23 protein-coding genes and 1 tRNA gene are annotated in these 26,220 nt (G+C 51.0%); 8 read left to right on the forward strand and 16 right to left on the reverse strand.

All coding sequences use genetic code 11. The annotated features are described in order from the left end of the window. Positions 1–613: 613 nt before the first annotated feature. The 5 genes from CRP01_RS00010 to CRP01_RS00030 all read right to left on the reverse strand — a co-directional run bounded on the left by CRP01_RS00010 (position 614) and on the right by CRP01_RS00030 (position 5,188). Positions 614–688 (reverse strand) — tRNA-Pro (locus tag CRP01_RS00010). A 230-nt stretch (positions 689–918) separates the two neighbouring features. Next, positions 919–2,115, reverse strand: coding sequence for a hypothetical protein (locus CRP01_RS00015; RefSeq protein ID WP_143473210.1), 1,197 nt, complete (start codon positions 2,113–2,115; stop codon positions 919–921). 156 nt (positions 2,116–2,271) lie between these two features. Further along, complete coding sequence (locus CRP01_RS00020) at positions 2,272–3,048, reverse strand: hypothetical protein (RefSeq protein WP_170110156.1); 777 nt, start codon at positions 3,046–3,048, stop codon at positions 2,272–2,274. A 211-nt stretch (positions 3,049–3,259) separates the two neighbouring features. After that, entirely contained in the window at positions 3,260–4,246 is a 987-nt protein-coding gene (locus CRP01_RS42940) for a helix-hairpin-helix domain-containing protein (protein ID WP_233752598.1), read from the reverse strand. A gap of 72 nt (positions 4,247–4,318) precedes the next feature. Continuing rightward, on the reverse strand, positions 4,319–5,188 hold the full coding sequence (locus CRP01_RS00030) for an OmpA family protein (protein ID WP_099147929.1): 870 nt from the start codon (positions 5,186–5,188) through the stop codon (positions 4,319–4,321). Positions 5,189–5,523: 335 nt separating this feature from the next. On the opposite strand from CRP01_RS00030, the gene ffh reads away from it, so the two are divergent. Beyond that, positions 5,524–6,873, forward strand: coding sequence for a signal recognition particle protein (gene ffh, locus CRP01_RS00035; protein ID WP_099147930.1), 1,350 nt, complete (start codon positions 5,524–5,526; stop codon positions 6,871–6,873). Between the two features lie 91 nt (positions 6,874–6,964). On the opposite strand, the gene CRP01_RS00040 is transcribed toward ffh, so the two are convergent. The 3 genes from CRP01_RS00040 to CRP01_RS00050 form a co-directional block, all read right to left on the reverse strand. Then, positions 6,965–7,429 carry a sporulation protein gene (locus CRP01_RS00040; protein WP_099147931.1) on the reverse strand — a complete coding sequence of 155 codons (465 nt, stop codon included), beginning with the start codon at positions 7,427–7,429 and terminating at the stop codon, positions 6,965–6,967. A 104-nt stretch (positions 7,430–7,533) separates the two neighbouring features. After that, positions 7,534–8,013, reverse strand: coding sequence for a hypothetical protein (locus CRP01_RS00045; protein WP_099147932.1), 480 nt, complete (start codon positions 8,011–8,013; stop codon positions 7,534–7,536). 76 nt (positions 8,014–8,089) lie between these two features. Continuing rightward, on the reverse strand, positions 8,090–8,509 hold the full coding sequence (locus tag CRP01_RS00050) for a hypothetical protein (RefSeq protein WP_099147933.1): 420 nt from the start codon (positions 8,507–8,509) through the stop codon (positions 8,090–8,092). A 436-nt stretch (positions 8,510–8,945) separates the two neighbouring features. On the opposite strand from CRP01_RS00050, the gene CRP01_RS00055 reads away from it, so the two are divergent. From CRP01_RS00055 to CRP01_RS00065, 3 genes are all read left to right on the forward strand, one after another. Then, positions 8,946–10,667, forward strand: a complete 1,722-nt coding sequence (locus CRP01_RS00055) for an IlvD/Edd family dehydratase (RefSeq protein WP_099147934.1) — start codon at positions 8,946–8,948, stop codon at positions 10,665–10,667. 52 nt (positions 10,668–10,719) lie between these two features. Continuing rightward, on the forward strand, positions 10,720–11,559 hold the full coding sequence (locus CRP01_RS00060; RefSeq protein WP_099147935.1) for a fumarylacetoacetate hydrolase family protein: 840 nt from the start codon (positions 10,720–10,722) through the stop codon (positions 11,557–11,559). 157 nt (positions 11,560–11,716) lie between these two features. Further along, complete coding sequence (locus CRP01_RS00065; protein WP_099147936.1) at positions 11,717–12,940, forward strand: BaiN/RdsA family NAD(P)/FAD-dependent oxidoreductase; 1,224 nt, start codon at positions 11,717–11,719, stop codon at positions 12,938–12,940. Positions 12,941–13,042: 102 nt separating this feature from the next. Here the strand turns inward: CRP01_RS00065 and CRP01_RS00070 are convergent, their stop codons facing one another. The 8 genes from CRP01_RS00070 to CRP01_RS00105 form a co-directional block, all read right to left on the reverse strand. Continuing rightward, entirely contained in the window at positions 13,043–14,098 is a 1,056-nt protein-coding gene (locus CRP01_RS00070) for an SMP-30/gluconolactonase/LRE family protein (RefSeq protein ID WP_099147937.1), read from the reverse strand. A gap of 36 nt (positions 14,099–14,134) precedes the next feature. Continuing rightward, entirely contained in the window at positions 14,135–15,070 is a 936-nt protein-coding gene (locus CRP01_RS00075) for a phosphoribosylaminoimidazolesuccinocarboxamide synthase (RefSeq protein ID WP_099147938.1), read from the reverse strand. Positions 15,071–15,094: 24 nt separating this feature from the next. Then, entirely contained in the window at positions 15,095–16,198 is a 1,104-nt protein-coding gene (locus tag CRP01_RS00080; protein ID WP_099147939.1) for an AAA family ATPase, read from the reverse strand. 83 nt (positions 16,199–16,281) lie between these two features. After that, a complete protein-coding gene (locus tag CRP01_RS00085) occupies positions 16,282–16,587 on the reverse strand; it encodes a rhodanese-like domain-containing protein (protein ID WP_099147940.1) in 306 nt (101 codons plus the stop codon). 11 nt (positions 16,588–16,598) lie between these two features. Beyond that, entirely contained in the window at positions 16,599–18,569 is a 1,971-nt protein-coding gene (dnaG, locus tag CRP01_RS00090) for a DNA primase (protein WP_099147941.1), read from the reverse strand. 261 nt (positions 18,570–18,830) lie between these two features. Continuing rightward, the gene (locus tag CRP01_RS00095; RefSeq protein ID WP_099147942.1) at positions 18,831–19,829 is read right to left on the reverse strand and encodes a YbbR-like domain-containing protein; all 999 of its coding nucleotides are present in this window, start codon (positions 19,827–19,829) and stop codon (positions 18,831–18,833) included. Continuing rightward, complete coding sequence (gene yajC, locus CRP01_RS00100) at positions 19,795–20,118, reverse strand: preprotein translocase subunit YajC (RefSeq protein ID WP_099147943.1); 324 nt, start codon at positions 20,116–20,118, stop codon at positions 19,795–19,797. The genes CRP01_RS00095 and yajC overlap by 35 nt, the downstream gene beginning before the upstream one ends. A 103-nt stretch (positions 20,119–20,221) precedes the next feature. Continuing rightward, positions 20,222–20,725 (reverse strand): DUF1573 domain-containing protein, encoded by a 504-nt coding sequence (locus CRP01_RS00105; protein ID WP_233752599.1) that lies wholly within the window; start codon positions 20,723–20,725, stop codon positions 20,222–20,224. Positions 20,726–21,048: 323 nt separating this feature from the next. Here CRP01_RS00105 and CRP01_RS00110 point away from each other — a divergent pair, with 323 nt between their 5' ends. The 4 genes from CRP01_RS00110 to CRP01_RS00125 all read left to right on the forward strand — a co-directional run bounded on the left by CRP01_RS00110 (position 21,049) and on the right by CRP01_RS00125 (position 26,192). Next, complete coding sequence (locus CRP01_RS00110) at positions 21,049–22,830, forward strand: glycoside hydrolase family 15 protein (protein ID WP_099147944.1); 1,782 nt, start codon at positions 21,049–21,051, stop codon at positions 22,828–22,830. A 58-nt stretch (positions 22,831–22,888) separates the two neighbouring features. Continuing rightward, the gene (locus tag CRP01_RS00115) at positions 22,889–23,410 is read left to right on the forward strand and encodes a shikimate kinase (protein WP_222845632.1); all 522 of its coding nucleotides are present in this window, start codon (positions 22,889–22,891) and stop codon (positions 23,408–23,410) included. Next, positions 23,391–24,320: a methionyl-tRNA formyltransferase gene (gene fmt, locus CRP01_RS00120; protein WP_233752600.1), complete on the forward strand. Its 930-nt coding sequence runs from the start codon at positions 23,391–23,393 to the stop codon at positions 24,318–24,320. Before CRP01_RS00115 ends, fmt begins: the two co-directional genes overlap by 20 nt. Positions 24,321–24,392: 72 nt before the next feature. Continuing rightward, complete coding sequence (locus CRP01_RS00125) at positions 24,393–26,192, forward strand: acyl-CoA dehydrogenase (RefSeq protein ID WP_099147946.1); 1,800 nt, start codon at positions 24,393–24,395, stop codon at positions 26,190–26,192. The last annotated feature ends 28 nt before the right edge of the window (positions 26,193–26,220 follow it).

Raw genomic sequence — 26,220 nt, forward strand, 5'->3', positions numbered from 1 at the left:
CATCCCGAACGGCTTTTTGAAGCAGGTGACTCATCGGCCTTATCTCGCTCTTCCTACTCTTATTCTAATATTCTTTCACTATTTTGGGTTCAATCGCAATGTACGATGACTCATGTTTAAGTTGCTGTGTCACGTACCATGGCCTCCTAATTTCAATATTATGGGACAGCAACTTAAAGAAAAATCCGACGGATCATCCGACACTATCGCTCCAGCGATTGCCTTTTTAGAAGAGCACCACCAAATCCTCACCGGTGCTATTGATCACCTTTTGTACCGTATACTGTTTAATCCGGATCTGATGCGATCGGTCCGAACCATCGTAGGTATTTCTGTTTCATTTCCGCCGGGAACGGTAGTTTGGTAATAGAAAAAGGGAAAACACCAGATCCGGGTGGAGTACTTTGAGGCGTCCGATTCCGAACTTCTGAGTGCGGGTACAGTGGATACGGCGATGGGCAAAATGCCGTTCGGACCGATGAAACTAAGCCATTGAGGGATAGCACTTTAGACTTTCTAAGTTTTCGAAACTTAGAAAGTCTGTTGTTCACCACCACCAAAACAAAAAGCCTTTGTAATCGATTGACTACAAAGGCTTTTGATCTTAAGCTAGTCGGGGTGAGAGGATTCGAACCTCCGGCCTCGTCGTCCCGAACGACGCGCGCTAACCGGGCTGCGCTACACCCCGTTTTTAGTGTTCAATGCAAAAACCAAAATTCGACTTTAAAAGTTCCACCGTCGTGGGTTTTGGCTTAAGCGGATGCAAATATATTTTTTCCGGATAGGAATAACAAGTCTTTTGCAAAAAAAAGGCCGATCGGATAAGATCGGCCGGCAAAATGGTTGTTTGGAGTTACACAGACATTTAATATTTCGACAGAGGTGAATGGATGGACCATTCTCTCTTTTTTCTTAGAGTTATATCAGGTTTCTGGTGCGGGAGATCTTGTCTTTTACGACCGGTTTCATCTGTTCGGCGGCCGTCAGGATCAAATCCTCGTCCGTAGGAAAAGGCAAGGGCTGGTTCCCGATCCGACGCCGGGTTTCTTTACTCAGGGCCCGCTCATCTCCTCTGAAGGTAGAAGCGTAGTTTTCGAAAACGGCATCCACTCCGATGGCCTGACTATCGATTAGTTCCCGGCTTCTGAGGTCAACCAGATCTACGCGACCACTGAGGGTGGCTACTTTACTCTGATAGACTTCCAGCACTTTAGCCCGTATCAGCACTTTGCGCGGTATTTTGATGTCATTGCCCAGCGTATCCTTGGTCACGTTTCCGTTCGCATCCAGTACATAATCAAACCCATCTTCGATTTCGCGTACATCCTCGTACTGACGTTCTTTAACAACCTCGGGGCTCAACTGAATATTGGTAAGGCGCATGATCGCCTCGTAATCGTATTCGATATTCGGATCCTGGCGATTGTGGTACACACTCCATTTGCTATCCAGGTCACGAACGCCGAAACGGGTTACTTCGGCTTCAAATCCGGCGGGCAATACAACGGGTGCACGGTTTTCGACACTGACGAGGATATAGGTGGTCCCCAGATCCTGAGCGACCTGCATCAATTCTTCCCGGTCCCGGTAAGTGCGGTAGTATTTGCTGATCTTTTCCAGTTGGGAATAGGCCAGGCGTGCCGCCTGACGGTCACCGTTGCGACCCCGATCCAGCAATTCCTGCGCCTCATCGTAAAGGAAAGCGGCTGCTTTTTCCCGACTATCTTTTTCCAGGCCCTCTACCCGAACAAACTGAAAATCAGCTTTGATACCTTCTTTATCGATCAGGGGCAACAAGGGGCGAATGGCTTCCTGCCGGCGGCTGATCCGACGGTAGATGTCATTGATTTTTTCCCAGTTGGCGTTCTTGCCATCGGCTTTCAGGTGTTCGGCCGTGCGCATATCCCGATCGGTAACCTGGGCAAAAGCTTCTTCCAGGGCCTGAACGTATTTTACCTTTTTATTCTTCTTGCCGGCGAGTTTCCGGATTGCCAGTTCGATGGCCTGATCGTAATTTCCGGTTTCCACCAGTTTCTCGGCCGAAGCACAGGAGCTCAGCAAAAATATGGCTGAGCAGCAAGCGATGATGAATGTTTTTACAGTGGGAGCAGTCATAACCTTTTCGTTTTAAATCCTTGTATTAGGTGTATAACTGCTAAATTATAGGGTATAGCAATGGCCGGCCACTAAGGAGACGTTAATCCGTTTTGCAGCTTGGTTAAAGAATCCTGAAATATGTTAAGGGAGTTCGTTTATGTTAACATTTGGGACCTAATCCCCCATTTTTAAAGGCTCCAAACTGGTAAATGCACCTTCCGGAACGCTTTCATAAACGGCAATATTGCTGAGTTTCCGATTGCCGCGATCTCCGGATAACAGGATCGAACCGTATTCCTTATAATCGGCCCAGGGCGTCGAGAAACGCGGAGCTTCGTCGCCGGCATTGGTAAAGAAATCCCATTGAGTTACCAGATGGCTGTCCGGATCTACGTACACCAGGTATTTGTTGTTGGGTGTATTACCGACTGCTTCGAAGGTGAGTTGGAGAACATCGGCCATTTTCCCGGCCTGCGTGGTGTCCTGGCCAACGTATTTGAGCGTTACACCGGAATCCTTCAATTTATAGGGCATGACGAGCCAGTAAGAGTCATTGATCCACATGCCTTCTCCGCGTTTGGTGTACATGGCGATGGAATCAGGCGCGGTCTGTTCTTCACCGTTTCTTTTGACCATTCCGCCGCCATTTTTTAGATCTACAATGTAAATGGAACTGTCCCGGTGCGATTCTACGCGGGCCTTTTGCTCCAGCTTATCCCAAAGCAAGGTGCGGGCGCCGAAAAAATTCCAGTGGATGTACCGGGTGTTATCCCAGTTTTGCCGGCCTCCCATTGCCGCCATGACGGAATCGGCGATAGCGATGGCTTTTTCATCCGAGCCTTCCAGGTTAAAACCCTCGGCCGGTGGATTGCCGGTCATTTCGGAAGCTTCGTTTCCACAGGAGAATAAAATTAAGGACAGACAAAACAAGAGTAAATTTCTGATCATCATAGTTAATAGCGATTAAGGTAGTGAGCGATTGGTGGTTGATAAGGACGTAGTGAGCAATTACCGGCCTGTTCCCAGGCACGGTTTACCGTATAAAGGTAGAAAGCCCGGACATTGTTTTCAGATATTCAGTTGATTTTTCATTACAGAAAAAAAAATAGCCCGCCACGATCAGAACTGACCGAAGCGGGCACGATGTTTAAATATCTTCTATTTAAGACGGATCTTTTCCTCCGCTTAAGAAGTCCTGATATTCTTTCAGTTCATCCCAGTTGCCACTGGCGGCCAGCTCAGCCTGCTTGGGCCAACTGGTCGGATCCGCCAGGCGGTAACGCTCTCCAGCCTCAGCCAGGATCTCCCGCAGACGATCTACACTCGTAGCGGCGAGGTCCGACCAGGTCTGTATGCCGGCCCCGTGCAACAGGCCTTCGATCTTGGGTCCGATGCCTTCCACGATCTTAAGATCGTTTGGATTAGTAGAATAGCCCATTTTTTTGGCGATCAGTTTTTCCAGTTTGGAATCACTTTCAAAATCACCGGTATTCTCCCGTCCGGCATCCAGGAATTTCTGATATTGGATCAATTCGTCCCATTTGCCTTCCGCCGCCAAACGGGCCTGCTCCGGCCAGGACTTGGGATCGTGGATCCGGTATCTCGGTCCGGCATCCTCCAGCACCTTTTTCAGATCATCGTACTCAGCAGCAGCCAGGGCACCCCAACTCGTGTAGCCGGAATTCTTCAGCAGCTGTTCGATCTTGGGACCTATACCTTCAATGATCTGCAGATTGTCCAGTCCGATCAGAGCGATATAGTCAGCACCACCGCCGCCGGAGCCGGTATCCGCAAAGGCCAGAGCACCGGGATCAACGCTTCGACTGCGGCTCTCCGTGGTGAGTATTTTGGCGTTGAGTGCGGCTTTATCGGCTTCACACTGGTTGAGCGAGGCTCGCAGGGCCGTATTGTCTTTATCGAGTTCATCCCGACGGTACTGTAGCTCCCGGTATTTTGCTTCCCAATCGGTAATGCCTGCATGCAGTCTCCGGGCTTCTTCCTCCACCTCTTCTACTTTGTCACAACAAGGTTTATACTGCGCCCAGCCGATCAAATACCCCAGCAGTCCGGAAAGCAGGGAAGCTAACAACCAAAGCAACCAGCAGGGCAATCCCAAAAAAGTATCCAGAAAAATTATATCGAATTGCATTTTTTGAATATTTATAATTTAACAAAGGGTGCAGACGCGGTACCGGCGTGCGATACCATGTCAACTTCCATTTTATTCATCGGCTTTGTTCAGGAAGATCTCCACCCGACGATTATCGTAGCGACCGGCCTCGGTCTCATTGCTCGCTACCGGTTGGGATTCTCCTTTTGCCTCGGTAGTGATCTGATCCGCAGCAACTCCTTTATTCCTCAGGATATCCCGAATGACTTTTGCCCGCCGATCCGAAAGCACCATGTTGGCCTCATCACCACCGACATTATCCGTATGACCTACCAAACGCACGGTCTCTCCCGTCTCCTTCAGGCGTTCGGCCAGTTTGTCCAGGTATTCATCCACACTGGGATCGTATTCTTTTTCGGTAGAATTAAAAGGAAAGCGAATAATGCGGCGATCGGGTAGTTCTTCAACGGTTGCCGCTATTTTTTCTTCCGCTTCGAGCCAGCGGAATTCTACGGCGTCAAAGAATCCGTCCCGTACACCGGCTCTTTCGTCTACGAGGCGAGAGCGCAAATTCACCCGTTCATCGGGCAGATCGGAAGCGATCAGATCGCGCGTCAGAGAAGCCCGGGCAAGGCCCATATTCTCGTACCCGTCCGGGGCAGTTTCTTCCTCAAAATAGAGGCCGACGATCTCGAGAATATTGTCGTCCGTCCGGCTGTCCAGTACATCCCGGCTGTACTGATCGTATCCTTCGTTCGTGTTAGGTCTGGCGACACTCCATGCAAAATCAATGGGTTCGCGGGCAGTTGGTGTATCAGTAACCGCCTCTTCTTCTTCCGGACCCTCTTCTTCCACCATACCGATCGTATCCTCAACTGCCCCATCTTCCGAGCAACAGTTTTTCAGACAGGTCGGATAGGCCAGGATGGTCCAAAGCAACCATAACACCAACCATAATATTGGGTTGCGTGTTGCAGACATATATCCGTTTTGTTTGTTATGATGAAAAGTGAATATTCTATATCAGTGCCTTGTCAAGACACTTCGAAAGTCTGATAATTGCTGAATCAGGTCGGGTAGTTCATTTTTTCAGTTGCGCGAGAGGATATGTTCTTAGGAATTAACCAAAATGAAGGGCTCTGAAATCACAAAATTCCTAAGGAAACAACTTAAAAATCAACAAGAAAGTAGAATTTGTGGAAACTCAGCTTGGTCTTGAGCAAACAAAGTAGCATTTCCGCCATTTATATCTATATTTGCGACTGTATCAAACTGCTGCGGAGTGGCAGCAATATAGAAAAAAATTTTGATTTTCCATGTTTGAAAGTTTAAGTGATCGTTTGGAAGGAGCCTTTAAAACACTTAAAGGCGAAAGCAAGCTTACTGAGATCAATATCGCTCAATCTGTTAAAGAGATCCGAAGAGCACTCGTAGCCGCCGATGTTAACTATAAAATCGCCAAAGAGTTCACCGACAAGGTGAAAGACAAAGCCCTCGGGCAGGAAAACGTGCTGAAAGCAGTTAGGCCGGGGGAACTGATGGTAAAGATCGTCATGGACGAACTGGTGGAGTTGATGGGTGGTCAGGCCGCCGGTATCAACCTGAACGGCAGTCCCACGGTCATTCTGATCGCCGGTCTGCAGGGTTCCGGTAAAACGACTTTCTCCGGAAAACTCTCCCTTTTCCTGAAAGAAAAACGCAAGAAAAAACCATTGTTGGTAGCCTGTGACGTCTACCGTCCGGCGGCTATCAATCAGATCAATGTGCTCGGTGAGCAGGTTGGGGTTCCCGTATATACCGAACCGGAGAATAAAAATCCGGTAGAGATCGCACTCAAAGCCATTGCCCACGCTCAGGAAACCAACCGCGACGTAGTGATCGTCGATACAGCGGGACGGCTTTCCATCGACGAGGCGATGATGAAAGAGATCGCCAATATAAAGGAGGCGATCCAACCCAACGAAACGCTTTTTGTAGTGGATTCCATGACCGGTCAGGATGCGGTAAATACCGCCAAGGCCTTCAACGATGTGATCAACTACGACGGTGTGGTTTTGACCAAACTGGACGGTGATACCCGCGGTGGTGCGGCCCTGTCGGTAAAATATACGGTCGGTAAGCCGATCAAATTTGTCAGTACCGGTGAGCAAATGGATACGCTCGACGTGTTCTATCCGGACCGGATGGCCCAGCGGATCCTGGGTATGGGGGACATCGTTTCCTTCGTAGAAAAAGCACAGGAGCAGTTCGATGAGGAGGAGGCTAAACGGCTGGAGAAGAAGATCAAACGCAACAAGCTGGATTTCAATGACTTCTTAAGTCAGATCTACCAGATCCGTAAAATGGGTGACCTGAAGAGTTTGATGAAAATGATCCCGGGTATGAATAAGATGACCCGTGATCTGGACATCGACGATAAGGCGCTCAACCGGGTGGAAGCGATCATCCAGTCCATGACTCCCCAGGAAAGAGAAAATCCGGAGGTACTCAACATGAGCCGGAAAAAGCGGATCGCCATGGGCTGTGGTCAGACGATGGACGATATCAACCGCTTCATCAAGCAGTTTGATCAGATGCGTAAGTTCATGCATAAAATGTCTAAAACGCCGGGAATGGGAGGAATGCCGGGTGCAGGAATGCCCAAGAAAGGCTTTAGACGGAAGTAATAAAGAAGTGCAGTTTGGTATTCGGTACGGATCCGGTAAGCCGGTATTTTCAGGTACCGAATACCAAATTATTATAGAAGAAGATCAGTTCTTAAACCAGATTGATCGGCTTTTTATCAAATGGATTCAAAGCCACTCCCTTCACGGAAGCTTCCGCTTCGATCCGAAACTCGGATTTGGCGCCGCGCATCATGCGGGCCGCCCGGGCAATACCACCAAATAGAAAATTTTTAGCGCCGAATTCGTCCACATCGGATTGGACCAGTTCAAAGGGCAGGGTGAAATCAACCTCTAGGATCTCTTCCGGTGGCACGTTGAATTCAATCTCCATTTCCCGTTTTCCCAGTTCGTACTCGTCGACCAGTTTTTCCTTTCCCCGTCCGCGGGTGTAGCGTTCGATCAGCGCCACTTTAATGCTGCTGACCGTTTGTTCGTTCAGTGATTGAAATCGGAGTTTACCCTCAATAATTCCATCCTTGGAGTTGACCTCCTCGGGCAGCACCAGTTCCAGCTTAACCCCTTCGATCCCCAACCACTTTTTTACTTTACCTATCATAATGTATTGAATTAAGGGTTCTAATATAGGACCTCTTCGGTCGAAAAGCCTAATTATCTGACTAATGGGAGCAAATAGGAGATAGACACGGCCGACGGAGCTATTTAGACCATCCGGCGATGCCAGCTATTCTTCAGCGGTTTCATCCAGTTCTCTTCCAGGTCCTTCTTGTTGTTCACGAGGGTATCGAAAACGAGCGTCTCATCATCAATCTTGCCCTCTGCGTACCAACGGGCGAACGCATCGCGATCCAAACTGATCACTTCGTCGCCCTTTTTGAAGCTGAATACCATGCGATCAAAAAGATCTACACCGTATTCGGCCTGCAGGCGTTTGAGGAAATGGACGGAAGAATCGATGGAACAACCACTGGCTCCCGCCTGACTTTCATCGACCATCAGTACAACGAAACGATTGTGTAAGAGGTCCCCGTGGGATCTGAGGGCGCGATTGTGGCTCACCCAGTTACGGACAAAGGATTGTATTTTATCCCGTACTTCGGGTACTTTTTCTTCGGCAATCGGCTGGTTGGTCTGGTAGATCCAGACGCGGGTAGAATCAGGTAGTACTTCCGGCAAGGTCATGCGCTTCTTGGTATTTTTATTTAAAGTACACTTTTAGCGCGAATATTGTTGAGCAGATTAAATGCAATTTTTAATTCTACTGCAGGATCTCGATCTGGTTTCTGAAATTATCGGTGGTGATTTCAACCTGATCTACAAAATCCAGGATCTCCCGTTCTTCGATCAGACCTTTGTGGCGGTTGATCAGGGTTTCCAGACTGTCAAATTCAGCCCGGAGCAGGGATTCAAAACGAGCGTTCAGGGCACGATCACGGGCCGGGATCAGAGAAACGATCGCTTTGCGCTGTTCCTCAGAAACTTCTCTCTTGGCCGGGATATCACGATCGATGATGAGGCGGCAAAGCTCCCGGTTCTGCTGCTGAAAATTATCGGCGATCTTCAGGGCCAGCTGGGAATGGATGTGATTGTCCAACCGCTCGGCGGCAGTAGCCGACAGATCAACCAGATACTGGAATTCGTCGGTCAGGCGGTCCAACAGGTCTGCGGAAGCGGGCATTGGGTTTTCTTCGGTTTGATTATCGGACACAGCAAATGCCGTTACACCTAAAAAGACTAAGAGGAGTACGATTATGGCAGGAAAGTTTTTCATGGCTTTAGCTAGATAATTTAGGGTCAATGATGTGGTTTAAGGGGGCGATCTTGTTGTTTGTGATCTCATACTTGAAACCCGAAAATTATCGGCTGTGTTCGTTTCAGGATTTTAATAGCTGCTCCATTTTTCCTTATCTTAAAGCCCGAAAGTGATTTGAACTTATTGACTGCCGGAGTGCTCAGGACATTGATCTTGCCGCTGTACGGACCAGCCTTTCAATCCTCAGGAAATTGCGGGACAAAAGAAGGCTGACGTCTGAACTTGTCAGGATCCCGGATCGCTGTCGGAGTCATGGATTCAGATCATTTCCCAGATTAAAAACGATAAACAACCAACTTTAATGGAAGAAAAAAAGCAACTACGCAGCCAGGAATGGTTTGGCCGGGGCGGAAAGATGGGTTTCATTTACCGGTCCTGGTTGCGCAACCAGGGTTACCCCAATGACTATTTTGATGGACGCCCGGTGATCGGCATTTGTAACACCTGGTCCGAACTCACGCCCTGCAACGGTCATTTCCGCGATTTTGCCGAGCAGGTAAAAAAAGGTGTGCTCGAAGCGGGCGGATTCCCCGTCGAGTTTCCGGTAATGTCTCTGGGCGAGATCCTCATCCGGCCGACGGCCATGATCTACCGGAACCTGGCCAGTATGGACACCGAAGAAACCATCCGCGCCAACCCGATAGACGGCGTGGTGCTACTCACCGGCTGTGATAAGACCACCCCGTCTACCGTTATGGGAGCCGCCAGTGTGGACCTCCCCACCATTGTCGTACCAGGCGGACCGATGCTCAACGGTCGCTTCCGGGATGAGACCATCGGCTCCGGGACTTTCGTCTGGCGGATCAAGGAAAACGTACACCATAAGGTGTATTCCGACCTCGACCTGCAGGAAGCGGAGATCTGCTCTTCGCGCAGTGCCGGCCACTGTATGACCATGGGTACGGCTTCCACTATGGCCTGTATGGTGGAATCGCTGGGGCTCACGCTGCCCGGAGCTGCGGCCATCCCCGCCGTGGACTCCCGCAAGCGTACACTCGCCCAGCTTTCCGGTCGCCGGATCGTCGAAATGGTCAAAGAAGACCTGCGGATGTCCAAGATCCTGACCCGCGAAGCTTTTGAAAATTCGATCGTGGTCAATGCGGGTATCGGTGGTTCTACCAACTTCATACTGCACCTGCTCGCCATTGCCGGCCGCATGGGTGTACCTCTGGAACTGGAAGACTTCGACCGTATCGGAAGTCGCATCCCACTACTGCTGAACCTGATGCCTTCCGGCAAATATCTGATGGAGGATTTCTTTTACTCCGGCGGTTTGCCCGTAATTATCAATGAACTGAAGGAATACCTGCACCTCGATCGCATCACTGCCAACGGAAAATCCATTGGAGAAAATACCGCCAAAGCGGTATGTCACGACCGCAAGGTGATCTACTCCGTCGATCAGCCGCTGAAACCGGAAGCCGGTATCGCTATCCTGCGGGGCAACCTCTGCGAACAGGGAGCGGTGATCAAACCTTCCGCCGCCACCGAAGACCTGCTGGTACACCGCGGCAGAGCCGTAGTTTTTACCAGCGTGGAAGACTACCACGAGCGCATTGACGATCCGGATCTGGAAATAGATGCCAATTCCGTAATGGTGCTTCAGGGTGGCGGACCGAAAGGATATCCCGGTATGCCGGAGGTAGGCAACCTGGAACTGCCCCGCAAGCTGATCGAAGAAGGGGTCACGGATATGGTCCGGATCTCAGACGGTCGGATGAGTGGTACGGCTTTCGGTACCGTTGTACTGCACGTCGCGCCGGAATCGGCCGTAGGTGGCACCCTGGCCCTCGTGCAAAACGGGGATTACATCGAACTGGATGTAGCCAACCGTAAATTGCATCTCGACGTATCAGACGAAGAACTTGCTCAACGCCGGGCTGCCTGGACGCCGCCCGAAAAGCCGACCGAGCGGGGCTACGTAAGTCTGTACATCAATCACGTACAGCAGGCCGACCGGGGAGCCGATCTCGATTTTCTCGTCGGTGGTTCGGGCGATTACGTTCCGAAGGACAATCACTAATGCAGGAGCATAACACAATGCTGTAAGATCCATTCAAAAGAAAAACTGATAAATGAAAATATACCATACCAGATCGGGCTTACTCCTGGAGGAGCAGGGTCAGTATTATTTGCACGAAGCAGAATGGGATGAGTTTATCAATGACGATGAACTGGGCCAGAAATGCGCCCGATTGTGCCAGGAGCTCAAACCTGTTGAGAACGGAGAAGATCTATTGGGGGAACAACTACTGGCTCCCATCGGCCACCAGGAAGTCTGGGCTTCCGGAGTAACCTACTACCAAAGCAAGATCGGCCGCGAGGAAGAAGCCAAGGCCGCCGGTGGTAGTGATTTTTACGCGCGGGTCTACCTCGCCGACCGGCCGGAATTATTTTTCAAAGCAACCGCTGCCCGGGTTTCCGGTCCCGGTGATCCGATCCGCATCCGGAAAGATTCCACCTGGGATGTTCCCGAACCGGAACTTACCCTGGTGGTGACTTCCAACGCCAAGATCGTTGGCTACACCATCGGGAACGATATGAGCTCGCGGAGTATTGAAGGAGAAAATCCTTTGTATCTGCCGCAGGCCAAAACCTACGATGCCAGTGCTGCCCTGGGGCCCTGTATCCTGGTCAGTGAGGCTCCCCTCCCCGACTCTACCGGGATCCATCTGGAGATCAAGCGTCAGCGGGAACTGGTCTTTACGGGGCAAACAGACCTTTCCCAGTTGAAAAGAAAACCGGATGACCTCGTCGAATACCTTTGTCGGGAAACCAGCTTTCCCTACGGTGTATTCCTGATGACCGGAACGGGCATTGTGCCCGGTAGCGATTTCACCCTGCAGCCCGGAGATGAAGTCACTATCGCCATTGACGGTATCGGAAGTCTGACCAATACCGTTGAAAAGCGTTAGGCAGCTTCGCCGTGCGCTATTCCAGGTACCTTTGGGTTTGGGTCAAGACCAAGTCCGAAGGTACCCATCGCCATATTTTCCTCTTTTATGCAGCCGGAAAAAATGTTTTTGCCGTAAGTTTGCGGCAAAACTGGAAAGCAGATTATCCCACTGAGTTATGCAGAAAAAAGTGTTGGTCATTGGCGGAGGAGCCGCCGGCTTTTTTGCGGCCATTCGTTGCGCTGAATTGTATCCGGAATGTGAGGTCATTATTTTGGAACGTGGAAAAGAAGCCCTCGGCAAAGTCCGCATTTCCGGAGGCGGGCGATGTAACCTCACCCACGCCTGCTGGACACCCCGGGAACTCATCAAACACTATCCCCGGGGCAGTCGGGAATTGTTGGGCCCCTTTACCCGCTTTGCCTGTGGAGATACCGTCGACTGGTTTGAGCAGAGAGGAGTGGAAAGTAAAATTGAGGAGGACGGACGTATGTTCCCCGTGACGGATGACTCACAGACGATAGTCGATTGCCTGCTGGGCAGTGCCCGCCGGGCGGGTGTACAGGTGCATTATCAGACCCGGGTCGATCAGCTTATCCCACCGGGAGCAGACCAAACCTCCTGGCAGGTAGAGACCAGTAAAGGCACCTATACTGCCGACCGGATCATGCTGACTACCGGCAGTAATCCCCGTATTTGGGATGCACTGGCCGCGATGGGCCACCAGATCGTGCCTCCGGTCCCCTCCCTGTTCACCTTCAACATCAAGGATCCGCGTCTCAAGGACCTGCCGGGACTTTCGGTACCCATGGCTGAGCTACGGATCCCGGAATATAAACTTCAGGCCTCCGGTCCATTGCTGATCACCCACTGGGGGCTAAGCGGTCCGGGAGTGCTTCGGCTATCCGCCTGGGGTGCCCGCGAGCTGGCCGAAGCCAATCACCGCTTTGAATTGAAGGTCAATTGGGTGAACAGATCCTACGATGAGCTGCGGGAGATGCTGCAGGGATTCCGTGAAGACCTGGCCCAAAAAAGTATAGCCACCCGTTCTCCCCGGGAATTCGATATGCCCAACCGTCTCTGGCAGCGCCTTGTGGAAGCTGCGGGAATTGGTCCGGCAGTGCGCTGGGCAGATCTAAGCAAAAAGCAAGTGCACCGGCTAAGCGAGCAGCTTACCCAGGGCTCGTACACCGTATGTGGGAAAAGCACTTTTAAAGATGAGTTTGTCACCGCCGGCGGAGTCGATCTACGGGAAGTAGATTTCAAACGTTTTGAAAGCAAACATTTCCCCGGTTTATTTATGGCCGGAGAAGTGCTCAATATCGATGCCATTACCGGAGGTTTCAATTTCCAGGCCGCCTGGACGGGCGGATGGATCGCCGGTGAAAGTATGGGCGAATGAACCAGACTTCATACTACAAAAGATGAAATACGTAAACAACCGACCGAAACATCCCAGACACCTCGTCCCTGAAACCTGCCACCTCTCCCCCTCACCACTCACTCACTCCAACTCCACCCGCAGCAAATACATATCCGCGGTCATATAAAGCGTTTTTTCATCAGTATCAAAAGCACAATTCGCGGTGGCCTCCCCGGTGCGGATCAGGCCCAACTTTTCCCCTTCCGGAGAGAAGATATAGACCCCGCCCGGGCCGGTAGCAAAGATATGGCCGTTGCTATGAACTTTCAGCCCATCCGGCAGACCAGGAGCCTGACCAACCTGATCGGTAACATCGTAAAAGATCCGGCCATTCTCAAAATCACCGGCATCATTCACATCAAAAGCCATCCAGATCGCTTTGTCGGGATCCGAGCTGGCCACGTACGCCGTTTTACCGTCCGGAGAGAAGCCGATCCCGTTCGGGCGGGTGATCTCATCGGTGAGGAGGTGTAACTTACCGGAAGGATCAATGCGATAGACGCCCTGAAAATCAATTTCTTTACCCGGATCGTCCATTCTCTTTTCCAATCCGTAGGGAGGATCCGTAAAATACAATGAGCCATTGGCGTGGTAGGCGGCATCGTTCGGACTGTTCAGTTTCTTGCCCTGCCAGTTGTCCGCCAGGGTGGTGAATTCCGATTTGGGCGCATCCAGCAGCGCGTCCATCCGGGCAATACGGCGGTCACCGTGCTGACAAAGAACGAGTTTCCCTTCCGGATCGAGCAGTAAGCCATTACACCCAAGCTCTCCCCCGCGTCCAGTTTCGCCGGTATAGCCCGAAGGTTCCAGATAGACGGCTGCCTGCTGATCTCCCGGTTTCCAGGAATTGATGCGGTTATTGGGTATGTCCGAAAAGATCACCATTTGTTGGTCCTCCAGCCAGAGCGGCCCCTCACTCCACTCAAAACCTTCGGCCAGGATCTCGATCCTGGCATCCGTTGGGAGGATTGCATCCAGTTTCGGGCTCAGTCGTTCAATGGAGCCGGTAGTAGCGTAGGTTGCGGTAGTATCCATTGTTTCGGTATCCGCCGGATCCCCGCTTTGTCCGTTATCGGTATTTTGACACGCCGCCAGTAAACCGATCAGCAGCAGGGGGAAAAGTTGTTGGGTTCTCATATTGTTTTGTTTTAGGTGTACCGTTTTACCTGGTTGCTATCCCAGCGCTCCGACCACGTGTTTGTAGATGCGGTCTTCGATATCCCCGGTTTTAGCTTTCTCGAAAGCCTGCCCGGTGATGCGTTCGTACAGTTCGATATAACGCTGGGTCACCTTGTTCACCATTTCATCCGGCATCTCCGGCATTTGCTGTCCTTCTTTTCCCTGAAAGCCATTGGCCATCAGCCATTCCCGCACAAATTCTTTGGACAACTGCTTTTGCCGCTCTCCCCTCTCCTGTCTTTCCTCGTAACCATCCGCGTAAAAATACCGGGAACTATCCGGCGTATGAATTTCGTCTATGACGTAGATCTTGCCGTCTTTTTTACCGAATTCGTATTTGGTATCCACCAGGATCAGTCCCTGTTTGGCCGCCATTTCCGTTCCGCGCTTAAATAAGGCCCGGGTATATTTTTCCAGGATCAGATAATCTTCCTCGCTAACGATCCCCTGCCGAAGTATTTCCTCGCGGGAAATATCTTCATCGTGCCCTTCTTCGGCCTTGGTTGCGGGCGTAATAATGGGTTCGGGAAAGGGATCGTTTTCCCGCAGCCCATCCGGCATGCTCACTCCGCAAAGTGTCCGTTTGCCGGCGGCGTATTCCCGCCAGGCGTGCCCCACCAGATAGGCGCGGATCACCATTTCCACCCGGTAGGGTTTGCAGGCCATACCGATGGCAACATTAGGATCCGGGGTACTTTCCAGCCAATTGGGAGCGATGTCTTTGGTCGCATTTAAAAAATAAGTAGCCACCTGATTGAGTACCTGCCCTTTGTAGGGTATCGGCCGCGGCAGGATGTGGTCGAAGGCGGAGATGCGATCCGATGCCACCATCACCAGCCGGTCGCCAATAGTATATACGTCTCTAACTTTTCCCCGGTAAAAAGCAGTTTGTCCGGGAAATTCAAACTTGGTTTCGTGAATTGCTTTCATGGTCGTGTATCTTTTCCCCGGCTTTTACAGCAAAGGATCTAAATTGATGTGTTTACGGATGAGTTCGTTTGCCTGGGCAACTTTCCAGGGCGTCCGGGTGTTAATCTTCACTTCAATACCGCTGATCTTGACGGCCGAGCCGTAGGTATCCAGCGCCGTGGTGATCACGGGGATTCGGTGCTCGTTGACGTAATCCGTACAGTTGATCGCATCGTAGCTTTGATTGCTCATTTTACCGTCACCGGTAATGATGATCCCCGCCAACGGGCATTCGTCCGAACGATTTACCTTCACCATACTTTCCCGGATGGCGTCGATGGCCTCGCAAACCCGGCGCCCGCTGGACACCAGCAGGAGGTCTTTTTCCGTACGGAAATCATGGGTTTCTACCAACGAACCGGCAATGATGCCTTCGATGCGGTTGTCGAGGTATTCGCCATTGTGCAGCACCTGACCGTTAACCGTCTCTATGATCGTTTCCATGATCGGATTGGAGAGACTCTTCTGGTAAGGCAATACCCCCAGCAGGGGCAGATTTCTTTTCTCCAGCCAACGCCCGACGTATTTTCTGACCTTCGACATCTTATCGGGCAGCACCTTGTTGATGATCACTCCGATAATGGGAACCTGAGCTTTGTGGAATAGGGCCACCGAGAGGTTCAGCCGGTCGATCGTACTGCCGATACCGCCTTCCACTACCATCACCACCGATGCATTCAGCATTTTGGCCACTTTTGCGTTGGATAGGTTGACAACACTACCGACCCCGGGGTGGCCCGTCCCTTCGTAGATCACCAGATCGTGATCCCGTTCCAGCACAGCAGCCGCTTCGTAGATCCGGCTCGGATAATCAAACTGTTCGGGTGCATCGAGAAAATCGGTAGTCGCTCCCTTGCCCAGGATCACCGGACTGTGAATAGCCGGTACCAGGTCGAAATTCATGGTCTTGGCAAAAAGCAGGGCGTCCTTGTCCACCCTCAGATCTCCCAGATCCACAAACTGCTGTCCTACCGGTTTGCAGTAACCGACGTTGATGCCTTTTTGTTGCAGTACGGCTACCAGGCCCAGCGTAGAGGTCGTTTTACCGACGTGCTGACTGGTGGCGGCAACGTAGATATTCTTTGCCATATGGAATTATAAGTTGTAAGCATTTCCCAATACCGGAATACCGGGAAGATCTCGATCACATTAAATGACGGTGCCGGCCCTAATTATAAATACCGCTGAACCCGTTGCCAGGGGCCGCCGTTATACGCCTCAATCCCTTCCTCCTGCATGCGCCTGGCCGCAATACCACTGCGCCGACCCGAAGCACAACAGGTCACTACCGGGACCTTTTTACTGGTCAGTTCTTTGAGCTTCTTATCCACTTCGTTCAAGGGGATGTTGATGGCGCCGTCCGGATGGCCGCGACGGTATTCTTCCGGCGTACGGACATCTACCACCAAAGCATCGCGGGAGATCACCTCGGCGAGATCAACGCCTCCACCGAATAGTTTTTTGAAAAAGTTTATCATTTACCCTACTTTTAAAATCGTCCGGTTGAGCCCAGCATTCCCACTTCCCGGGAAAGAGTGCCGTGCAATTCCTGCAGTTTAAGTTTCAATTTGATCTGTACAATGATCTTCGGGTCATTCATATCCTGCTCCTGCAAACTCCGGATCTTCTGATCGACCTTACTGATCATGCGTTGTATTTTCCGCAATCGAAACCGCTTTAGTTTTTCGATGGTGTCCTTCGTAAAGTTCTCTTCGGGCATCGGCTGGGTCGTCAGCGTAATATCGTGCATTTTCTCCCAGTTTGGACTGTATTCATGGGGTGAAATTGCAAAATCCAGGGCCATTTTCCGAATATTATCGTCTTCGTGTTGAGCGTAGTACTTGGGAGTGATCGGATGATGGTCCAGTAAGCGCTGGATCCCTTCGGAAAAAATGGTTTTGTAGAGCGGATTGTCGATCACCGCCAACAGATCTTCCAAACTACTCAGGATATATTCCGCAACGGTCAGATTCTCTTCCTTATCAAAGATCTGATCACAAAATAGCATTAAGTTTCGAACGATCTCCTTTTCCTGAAATTCATCGCCGACCGCTTTGGCCGTTTTTTCCTGTTTGGCCAGCGGTTTTTCCAGATGCCTGGCCAGTTGATCGCCTTCCTCTTTCCAGACGCCCTGCTGTTTTGCCTCTTCGTTCCGCTGTTTGGTCACCTGTTTGGCGAGAATGCGGTTGGACTCATTGACCAACAGCTGTTCTTCCACATTTACCAGACGGGCACACTCCTTGATGTAGATCGAACGTTTAATCGGATCCGGGATCAGACCAATACTGTTGACGATGTCCTTGATGACATGGGTCTTTTTCACCGGATCGTTGCCGATCTCTTTCAGTAGCAGATTGGTTTTGAACAGGATAAAGTCCTTGGCTTCTTCGTCGATGTATTTCTTAAAGGCCGACGCGCCAACCGACTGCAGGTAAGAATCCGGATCTTCTCCTTCCGGCAGGGTAACCACTTTGACGTTGAGGTCCTGCTCCAGCAACAGATCCAATCCCCTGAGTGCCGCTTTCACCCCGGCGATATCGCCGTCGTAAATGATCTTCACATTGGGCGTATACCGCTTGATCAGGCGGATCTGTTCTTTGGTCAAGGAAGTTCCCGACGAGGCTACCACATTTTCGATACCGGCCTGATGCAGGGAGATCACATCCGTATACCCTTCCACCAGGATGCATTCATCCTCTTTCCGTATGCTCTGTTTGGCAAAATAAATGCCGTAGAGCACCTTGCTCTTATTGTAGATCTCCGTTTCCGGCGTATTGATGTACTTCGGAGCTTTAATGTCTTTCTGCAGGATCCTTCCCCCGAATCCGATCACCTTCCCGGAGACGTTGTGAATGGAGAACATCACCCGGTTCCGAAAGAAATCCTGATCGAATTTGCTGGTCAGTCCCGCATCCCGCAGAGTATCTATCTTGTGTCCTTCGGAGATCGCTTTCGCCGTCAGGGCATCTTTTTTGGCCGGTGCAAATCCCAGGCCGAATTTTCGGATAGTAGCTTCCCGAAATCCCCGATTCTTGAAATAACTGAGTCCAACTCCCTTGCCGATGTCGGTATTGAAAAGCTGATCTTCGTAGTATTTCTTGGCGTAATCATTGACGATGTACAGACTGTCCGCTACCTGCTGCTGGGCCAGGGCTTCCGGCGTGGGAGCCGTTTCCTCGATATCGATATTGTATTTGCGAGCGATATGGCGCAGGGCTTCGGGAAAGGTGAGCTGTTCGTGCTCCATTAAAAACTTAACGGCATCGCCGGCCTGCCCGCAGCCAAAACACTTAAAGATATTCTTAGCCGGGGAAACCGTGAAGGATGGCGTTTTTTCGCTGTGGAAGGGGCACAAGCCGATCATGTTTACTCCTCTCCTCTTCAGGCTGACGTAATCCTGAATGATGTCTTCCACTTTGACGGTCTCCAGTATTTCCTGAACACTTTTTTGAGTAATCACAATCCTTTATTTAGGGCCGACGGCCAGTCTTAAAATTTTTAACACCCCAATTTAGGCTCAATCTAAAACACTGACTTACAGCAAAATAGTTTAATTTAAAACAAAAACGTTAAAAACTATAACAGGCACTACTATAACTTTTAGAAAAATTCGGCGTCTTTACTATTGAACGCAGGCGCGATAGTCCTGCAAAGAAATAATGGGTGTTCTCATAGTGTGTGTGTAGTTACCCCGTCATCGGAGATGTTCGGGGTAATTTTTTTACTGGGGCTTGTCCGTTTTATTTTCCTCCGGTTTTAGAATGAAAAATTCCACAGACTTTCTCGACAACACCACGTTCTTCACCGCTTTGGGTTGGGCGGTAATCTCCACCGGTACGGTGTTTTTCCCTTTTTCCAGTGAAGTGGCCTTCAGGTCCGCCATCAGTTGAAAATCCGTATAATGCACGGAATCGTATTGACTCAGTCCAACCGCAAAACTCACCTTGATCTTATCGGGAAATACCTTGAGACTATCCGAAGGCGGATTTTTTAAAGTTACCGGCACAAAAAACGACTTTTCCGTGTAGGACTCCACCGGTATCGTCAGCTCCGTTTCCCGGGCGCTCAACTGGATCTCTGGTGGCGGCTTTTGCACCGGGATGGCCAGCGTAACCGTATTGGTCAGATCGAGAAATTCGAGGGTATCTGTCGGCCAGCTGGTAAAATTGTTAAGTACCGAGTAGGCCCCCGTCAGCGTAACGCTGTCCGGATCGATGCGTAAAGGCGCCGACAAGTGGTGTTCGGGCGCAAACTCCAGGCGCAGACGAAAGCGAAGGGGAACGCGCTTGGTCGACTTTTCCTCCGCCCGGAGATTAATCTCATCGTAATTGATCTCCGTAATGTCCAGTTCCTTGGAGGCCAGAGCGGCCAGTAACTCCGCCCGGAGTTGGGCGCGGTTTAGATTGAACTCTCCAACTTCCCCGATATTGAAATGCACAGGGATGGTCGAATTGGCAAGGTATTCAAACATCAGGTTCCAGCCGGTCCCTTTCAGGGTGGCGTAAACATCATCAGGTGGGATGTTGGTCAGAGCCAGATCCTCGGGTGCCAGGTAAGTAAAAGACACCTGTTTTTGGCTCGTATATTCCTGCGATAACTTAACGAGTATCCAGAAAACCAGAGCTATTCCAATGCAACTCAATAGAATAGCCCGGTCTTCCTGCAATTTGAACTGCCGGATATTATCAAGTTGTTTTTTTATCTTCTCCGTAAATTGCATCCGTCATTTCTTTGGAAATAGCATTCTTCGTCACTCGAATATACGACTTGCTGGCCACTTCCAAAGTTACAATATCATCTTCGATCTTGCTGATGCGTCCCAGTATGCCGCTGGCGGTTACCACCTGATCATTTTGGCCCAAACTCTCCATAAAGGTTTTCTGTTCGCGCTGCTTTTTAGCCTGCGGACGGATCAGGAACAACCAGAAGATCAGGATCATTGCTCCCAAAAAAAGTAAATTCATAGAACCGGCTCCTCCGGCCTGTAAAAACAAAATTTCCATATTCATTTAACGTTGGTTTATATTATCGTAGCGCCGATCTTTGATCAGCGATGGTTATCCGACCGGGGTGCTGCCGATCGGGAATTTATCCGATCGGAGGTCGGATTTACTAATTTGTTTCTTCTTCCGGATGCACAAATCCTTCCAGATGCACGGTGGTGCGGGCCGGATAGGTATTGGCCGTAACGATGATCGGCTTTTTCTGTTCCCGGTGCTTGTTCGTGGTATTGAACTCGACCGAGATCTCTCCGCCGGCGCCCGGTTCGATCGGCTCCTTCGGCCAGGTCGGTACCGTACAGCCGCAGGTAGAACTCGCATTGGAAATGATCAAAGGCACATTACCGGTATTGGTAAACTTGTAGGTGTGTCTAACGATGTCGCCTTCCTTAACCTCTCCAAAATTAAAGGTCTCTTCCGTAAAGGCCATTTTGGCAACGTTGACGGTATCCATCGGACCGTCGGCGCTTACCGGGTTTCGGATAATATCCGCGTTGGAGATCGGACCTTCGGCCTTGATCTCTTCCACACTTTTTTCGGAACCGGAAAAGCGATTTTGCTGACAAGCCCCGAGGCTGATCACCAAAACAATAAACAGGACATTCTTCATGCTCATAATTCTGCCTTTTTCAGTAACCGCAAAAGTACTAAAATTGTCCATATCCGGCAGCAGTAAAAATCTTTGCCGCAATCTAAAACCAAAGATTCAAAAACTTACTCCAAACCGGGAATGAAAAGGTGGGTAAAACTACCGCTTTTATCCTTACTTTTCTATTTTCGCCTTCAAGTGCTTTGCCAAATTAAGTAATCGACCAATTTTGTCCGGGCACCCATTGTACGCATCCCCCACTACCTTTTCAACCAAACAAGTAGGTTTAGCTGGCTAACTTATTAACGATAGGTCCGGTCCGGCACCGGCTTTTTTAAACAATCTATTTTATGCAAAAACACAAGTACAATTACGGCATTATTGGTAATTGCGCTTACATCGCACTGGTGGACACCAACGCCAATATCGGTTTTATGTGCTGGCCCCGCTTCGACAGCAGTTTCATTTTTGGTGGATTACTGGATGAGGAAAAAGGGGGACGATTCTCGATCAGTCCCGCTACAGCGAATTACAGCAGTACCCAGCAGTATCTCCCCAATACCAATATCCTGGAAACTACCTTTCACTGCGAAGACGGGACCTTCAAGGTAGTGGATTTTGCGCCTCGTTTTTTCCAATACGAAAGGGCCTATAAACCCCTGATGCTGTTGAGAAAAGTTGTGCCGATCGAGGGCCGGCCGCGGATCAGGGTCTGCTGTCGTCCGGTCGGCGCCTACGGATCGAGGCAACCCAATCCGGTAATGGGCAGCAGTCACATTCGCTACGAAGGTCTCGATGCCCAGGTACGTCTGACCACCAATGTATCGCTCAACCATATCCTCGAAGAGGAACCCTTTGCCCTCAGCCAGACCCAGCACTTTATCCTTACCTGGGGCGTCCCACTGGAAGCTGCCCTGGAAACTACCGCCGAAAGCTTTCTGGTCAAGACCCGGAAATACTGGCATCTCTGGGTACAGAATACGTCTACAGAGCGTTTCCGACAGGAGTCGGTTATCCGCTCGGCGCTTACGCTCAAACTCCATCAGTATCAGGACACCGGAGCCATTATCGCCGCAACGACCACCAGCCTGCCCGAATCTCCCGGTAGTACCCGGAACTGGGATTACCGTTTCTGCTGGTTCCGGGACGCACACTATACGCTGAAGGCCCTGAATGATCTCAGTCACTTCAATATTCTGAAAGACTACGCCCGTTTCATCGAAAACGTGGTACTGAGTGAAGACCGGCGTTACCATCCACTGGTGCCCATCGCCTCGCATACCATTCCGGAGGAGCAGATCCTGGACCTGGACGGGTATCTCGGAGAAAAACCCGTTCGCATCGGCAACCAGGCCCACGAGCATATCCAGAATGATGTTTACGGGCAGGTGATGGTTACCCTGCTGCCCTTTTTCACGGATCAGCGACTACTGGGCAAAACCGGTAAAGACCTCGAAGAGATCGCCTGGCACAGTCTGGAAATGATCGAAAACACGATGGAAGAACCGGATAATGGTCTCTGGGAATTCCGGGGCACTTCTCAATTGCACAGCTATACCTTCCTGTTCCACTGGGCGGGCAGCCTGGCCGGGAAAAAGATCGCTTCGGTGATCGGTGATAAAAAAATGGGGCGCTACGCCAGCAAACTCGTGAAGGAGTCGGCAGCCATGATCGAACGCTGCTACGACGCTGAGCGCGGGGTGTACACCCAGGCCGTCGGGAATCCCAATCTGGATGCCAGCCTGCTGCAACTCATCAATATGGGATATCTGAATCCCCGTTCGGCGAAAGCCAAAAGACATATGAAGGTGCTGGAAGACGAACTCAAAACCCCTTCCGGTCTGTTCTACCGCTACAAACACGCCGACGATTTCGGCGTCCCGGAATCCACCTTCCTGATCTGTGCGTTCTGGTACGTGGAAGCGCTCGCGCGGATGAACCGATTGGACGAGGCCGTCAAAACGTTCGACATGCTGGTCACCCACGGCAATCACCTGGGCTTATTCAGCGAAGATGTCCACGAGGAATCGGGCAGCCAGTGGGGCAACTTCCCCCAGACGTACAGCCATGTCGGACTGATCAACGCGGCCTTCGCCATTAGCCGGAAGCAGGATTATCCGATCTATTTTTAAAATAACGGCGTGGCCGGAAGCGTGTCAGTCTCTTCCGGCCCTGCCTCATGCCTACATTATGCGCATCTATCTCATCGGTTTTATGGGAAGCGGTAAAACCCACACGGGTAAAGCACTGGCCCGGCAGCTGGGATATATTTTCACGGACCTGGACGACCTGATCGAAAAGGAAGCCGGAATGGACATCCCCGCGATCTTCCGGAAAATGGGAGAAGAAGAATTCCGGAGGATCGAGCAAAAGGTATTACACGATACCAGTACGATCGAGCGCGTGGTGATCAGCACCGGCGGTGGGGTCCCCTGTTTCTTTGATAATATCGACTGGATGAATGCTCACGGCTTGACCGTTTTCCTGGATACCCCTCCGGAGATCCTGGCCCAGCGGCTGATGCCCGAGCGGGCCCACCGGCCGCTGCTGCAGGCGTATAATGAAGATACATTACTGGGTTTCATCCGGGCTAAATTGTCAGAAAGAATGTACTTTTACCGGCAAGCCGAAATTATTTATCAACAACAGGAACTCGCCGGAGACGTAGCCAGTGATCTATTAAAAGTTATTGATGGGAAAAGAAAAACGTGATCTGAGAATTGTATTTATGGGAACGCCGGAATTTGCGGTCCCCGCTTTGGATATTTTAGTGAGTAATGGTTACCAGGTAGTGGGGGTAATTACCGCCACCGATAAGTACGGCGGCCGGGGCAACAAGCAACTGCTGGAATCTGCGGTGAAAAAATACGCCGTGAAGGCGGGAATCCCCGTATTACAGCCGGAAAAACTGCGCAACCCGGAATTCATCGAACAACTCCGTACCCTTAAAGCCAATCTGCAGGTCGTAGTCGCCTTCCGGATGCTGCCGGAAATCGTATGGGATATGCCGGAATACGGTACTTTTAATCTCCACGGTTCTCTCCTGCCTAAATACCGAGGAGCAGCCCCCATCAACTGGGCGGTCATTCAGGGCGAAAAAGAGACCGGCGTCACTACCTTTTTTATACAACATAAGATCGACACCGGAGACGTCATGTTTCAGGAAACGCTCCCGATCGGACCGGATGAGACGGCCGGCGAAGTGCACGACCGCATGATGGAACTCGGTGCCCAGACCGTGCTCAAAACGGTACAGGCTATCGAACGGAATGATTACGAACTAAAACCGCAGGACGATAGCCTGGCAACCAAGGCACCGAAAATCTTCCACGAAACCTGTGAGATCGACTTCCGGCAAAACACCGGCACGGTGCATGATTTCATTCGGGGACTAAGCCCCTACCCTGCCGCCTGGACCATGCTGGAGGATAAGAAGCTGAAGATACTGCGCAGTGAAAAGGAAATGTCTCCCCCTAAGCAGGCCCCCGGGACTTTCGTTTCGGATAACAAGACTTTTGTAAAGGTCGCCACCAATGATGGCTATATCCAATTGTTAGAGCTGCAACTGCAGGGTCGAAAACGCATGGAAGTCAAAGATTTTTTAAACGGATATAGTTTTTAGCTCAATCGGATGGCATATTCCGAACCGGATAAACCATTCCAATACCTTCTACCCGTTACCAAATAAAAGATTATGGAAACTTACGCCAGTCTGAGAAACCTGAAATTTTTACTGCACGAGGTCCTGAACTTCAGTCAGCTGCAGCAGTACGAACGCTTTGCTGATTACGATGACGAAGCGGCCGACATGGCCCTCGATGCGGCCCGGCAGATTGCCGATACTTATCTCTACCCCTTCTACCGGGAGATGGATAAAGACAAGGCTTACTACGCCGAAGGGACCGTACACACGCATCCGGCTCTCAAGGAAGGGATCAAGGCGCTGGCGGACGGAGGCTGGATCGCGGCCATCGATGATTACGATGCGGGCGGTCAGCAAATGCCGGCCACACTGCTGCACGCCGGTCTTTTCCAGTTTTATGCAGCTAATGCAAATCTGGCGGCTTATGCATTTCTCACCCAGGCGGCAGCTAATCTGATCCGCACCTTCGGGGATGAAAAACTGCACGAGGCTTTTGTTCCCGATATGTACAGCGGTGCCTGGCAGGGAACGATGGCGCTCACCGAGCCCCAGGCCGGCAGTTCTCTTTCCGATATCACAACCAGCGCCGAACTCACCGACGAAGGCCATTATCTGATCCGGGGTCAGAAGATCTATATCTCCGGTGGCGACCACACGGCAGTAGACAATGTCGTGCATTTGCTGCTGGCCCGGATCAAAGGCGCGCCGGCCGGTACGCGGGGGATCTCTTTATTCGTCGTTCCTAAATTCCGCCTTGAAGATGGCGAACTGGTAGACAACGATGTCACTACCGCCGGTATCTTCGGCAAAATGGGACAAAAGGGCTACGTTGCCGCCCACCTGATGCTGGGCGAACAGCGCGAAGACTGTCACGGCTACCTGGTCGGCTCACCACATCAGGGACTGAAATTCATGTTCCAGATGATGAACGAAGCCCGTATCGGTACCGGTCTGGTCGCAGCGGGCACCGCATCGGCAGCCTACTACGCTGCCCTGAAATACGCGAAAGAACGCCCCCAGGGAAGACATCCTTCCAACAAAGATGTGAATCAGGAACAGGTGCTCATTATTGAGCACGCCGATGTAAAGCGCATGTTGCTGTTCCAGAAAGCGGTAGTGGAAGGAAGTCTGGCGCTGTTGCTCCAATGCTCCAAACTCTCGGATATTGCCCACGTCGCTGAGGGGGAAGAAAAAGAAAACGCTCATTTGCTTCTCGAACTGCTGACCCCAATCGCCAAATCCTACCCTTCGGAAATGGGCACCTTGGCGGTCAGTACGGGTATGCAGTGCCTCGGAGGTGCCGGTTATACCGATGATTTCCCGCTGGAACAATACTACCGGGACATCCGGGTGAACGCGATCTACGAAGGCACCACCGGCATCCACGGTATGGACCTGCTCGGCCGGAAAGTGACCATGGCCAAGGGGAAAGCGGTGAAACTGCTCATGCAGGAGATCCAGGCCACGATTGAAATGGCGGCCAAACATTCCCAGCTGGCGGATATGGCGACTCAGCTCGGCCAGGTAACCCGGCAATTGCACAAGGTAACGCTCAGCCTTCTGGAATTGGCCAGTAAAGAAAAACCGGAGGTATTCCTGGCCGACGCCACACTTTATCTGGAATACTTCGGCACCGTGACCATTGCCTGGCAGTGGTTAAAGCAGGCAGCGATCTCCAACGCAGCGCTGGAAAAGGATCTGTCAACGGACGAATACGAGTTTTACCAGGGTAAGGTATTCACCTGTCGCTACTTTTTTGAATACGAACTTCCCAAAACCAGCGGTTTGGCCTATCGCCTGTCCAGTGAAGACCGGCTGACCCTGGAGATCGAAGAAAGTTTCATCAATTAGATTAAAAACCTACATACAGGCCGGGTAT

Origin of the sequence: Flavilitoribacter nigricans DSM 23189 = NBRC 102662, assembly GCF_002646595.1 — a bacterium.
GTDB lineage: Bacteria > Bacteroidota > Bacteroidia > Chitinophagales > Saprospiraceae > Flavilitoribacter > Flavilitoribacter nigricans.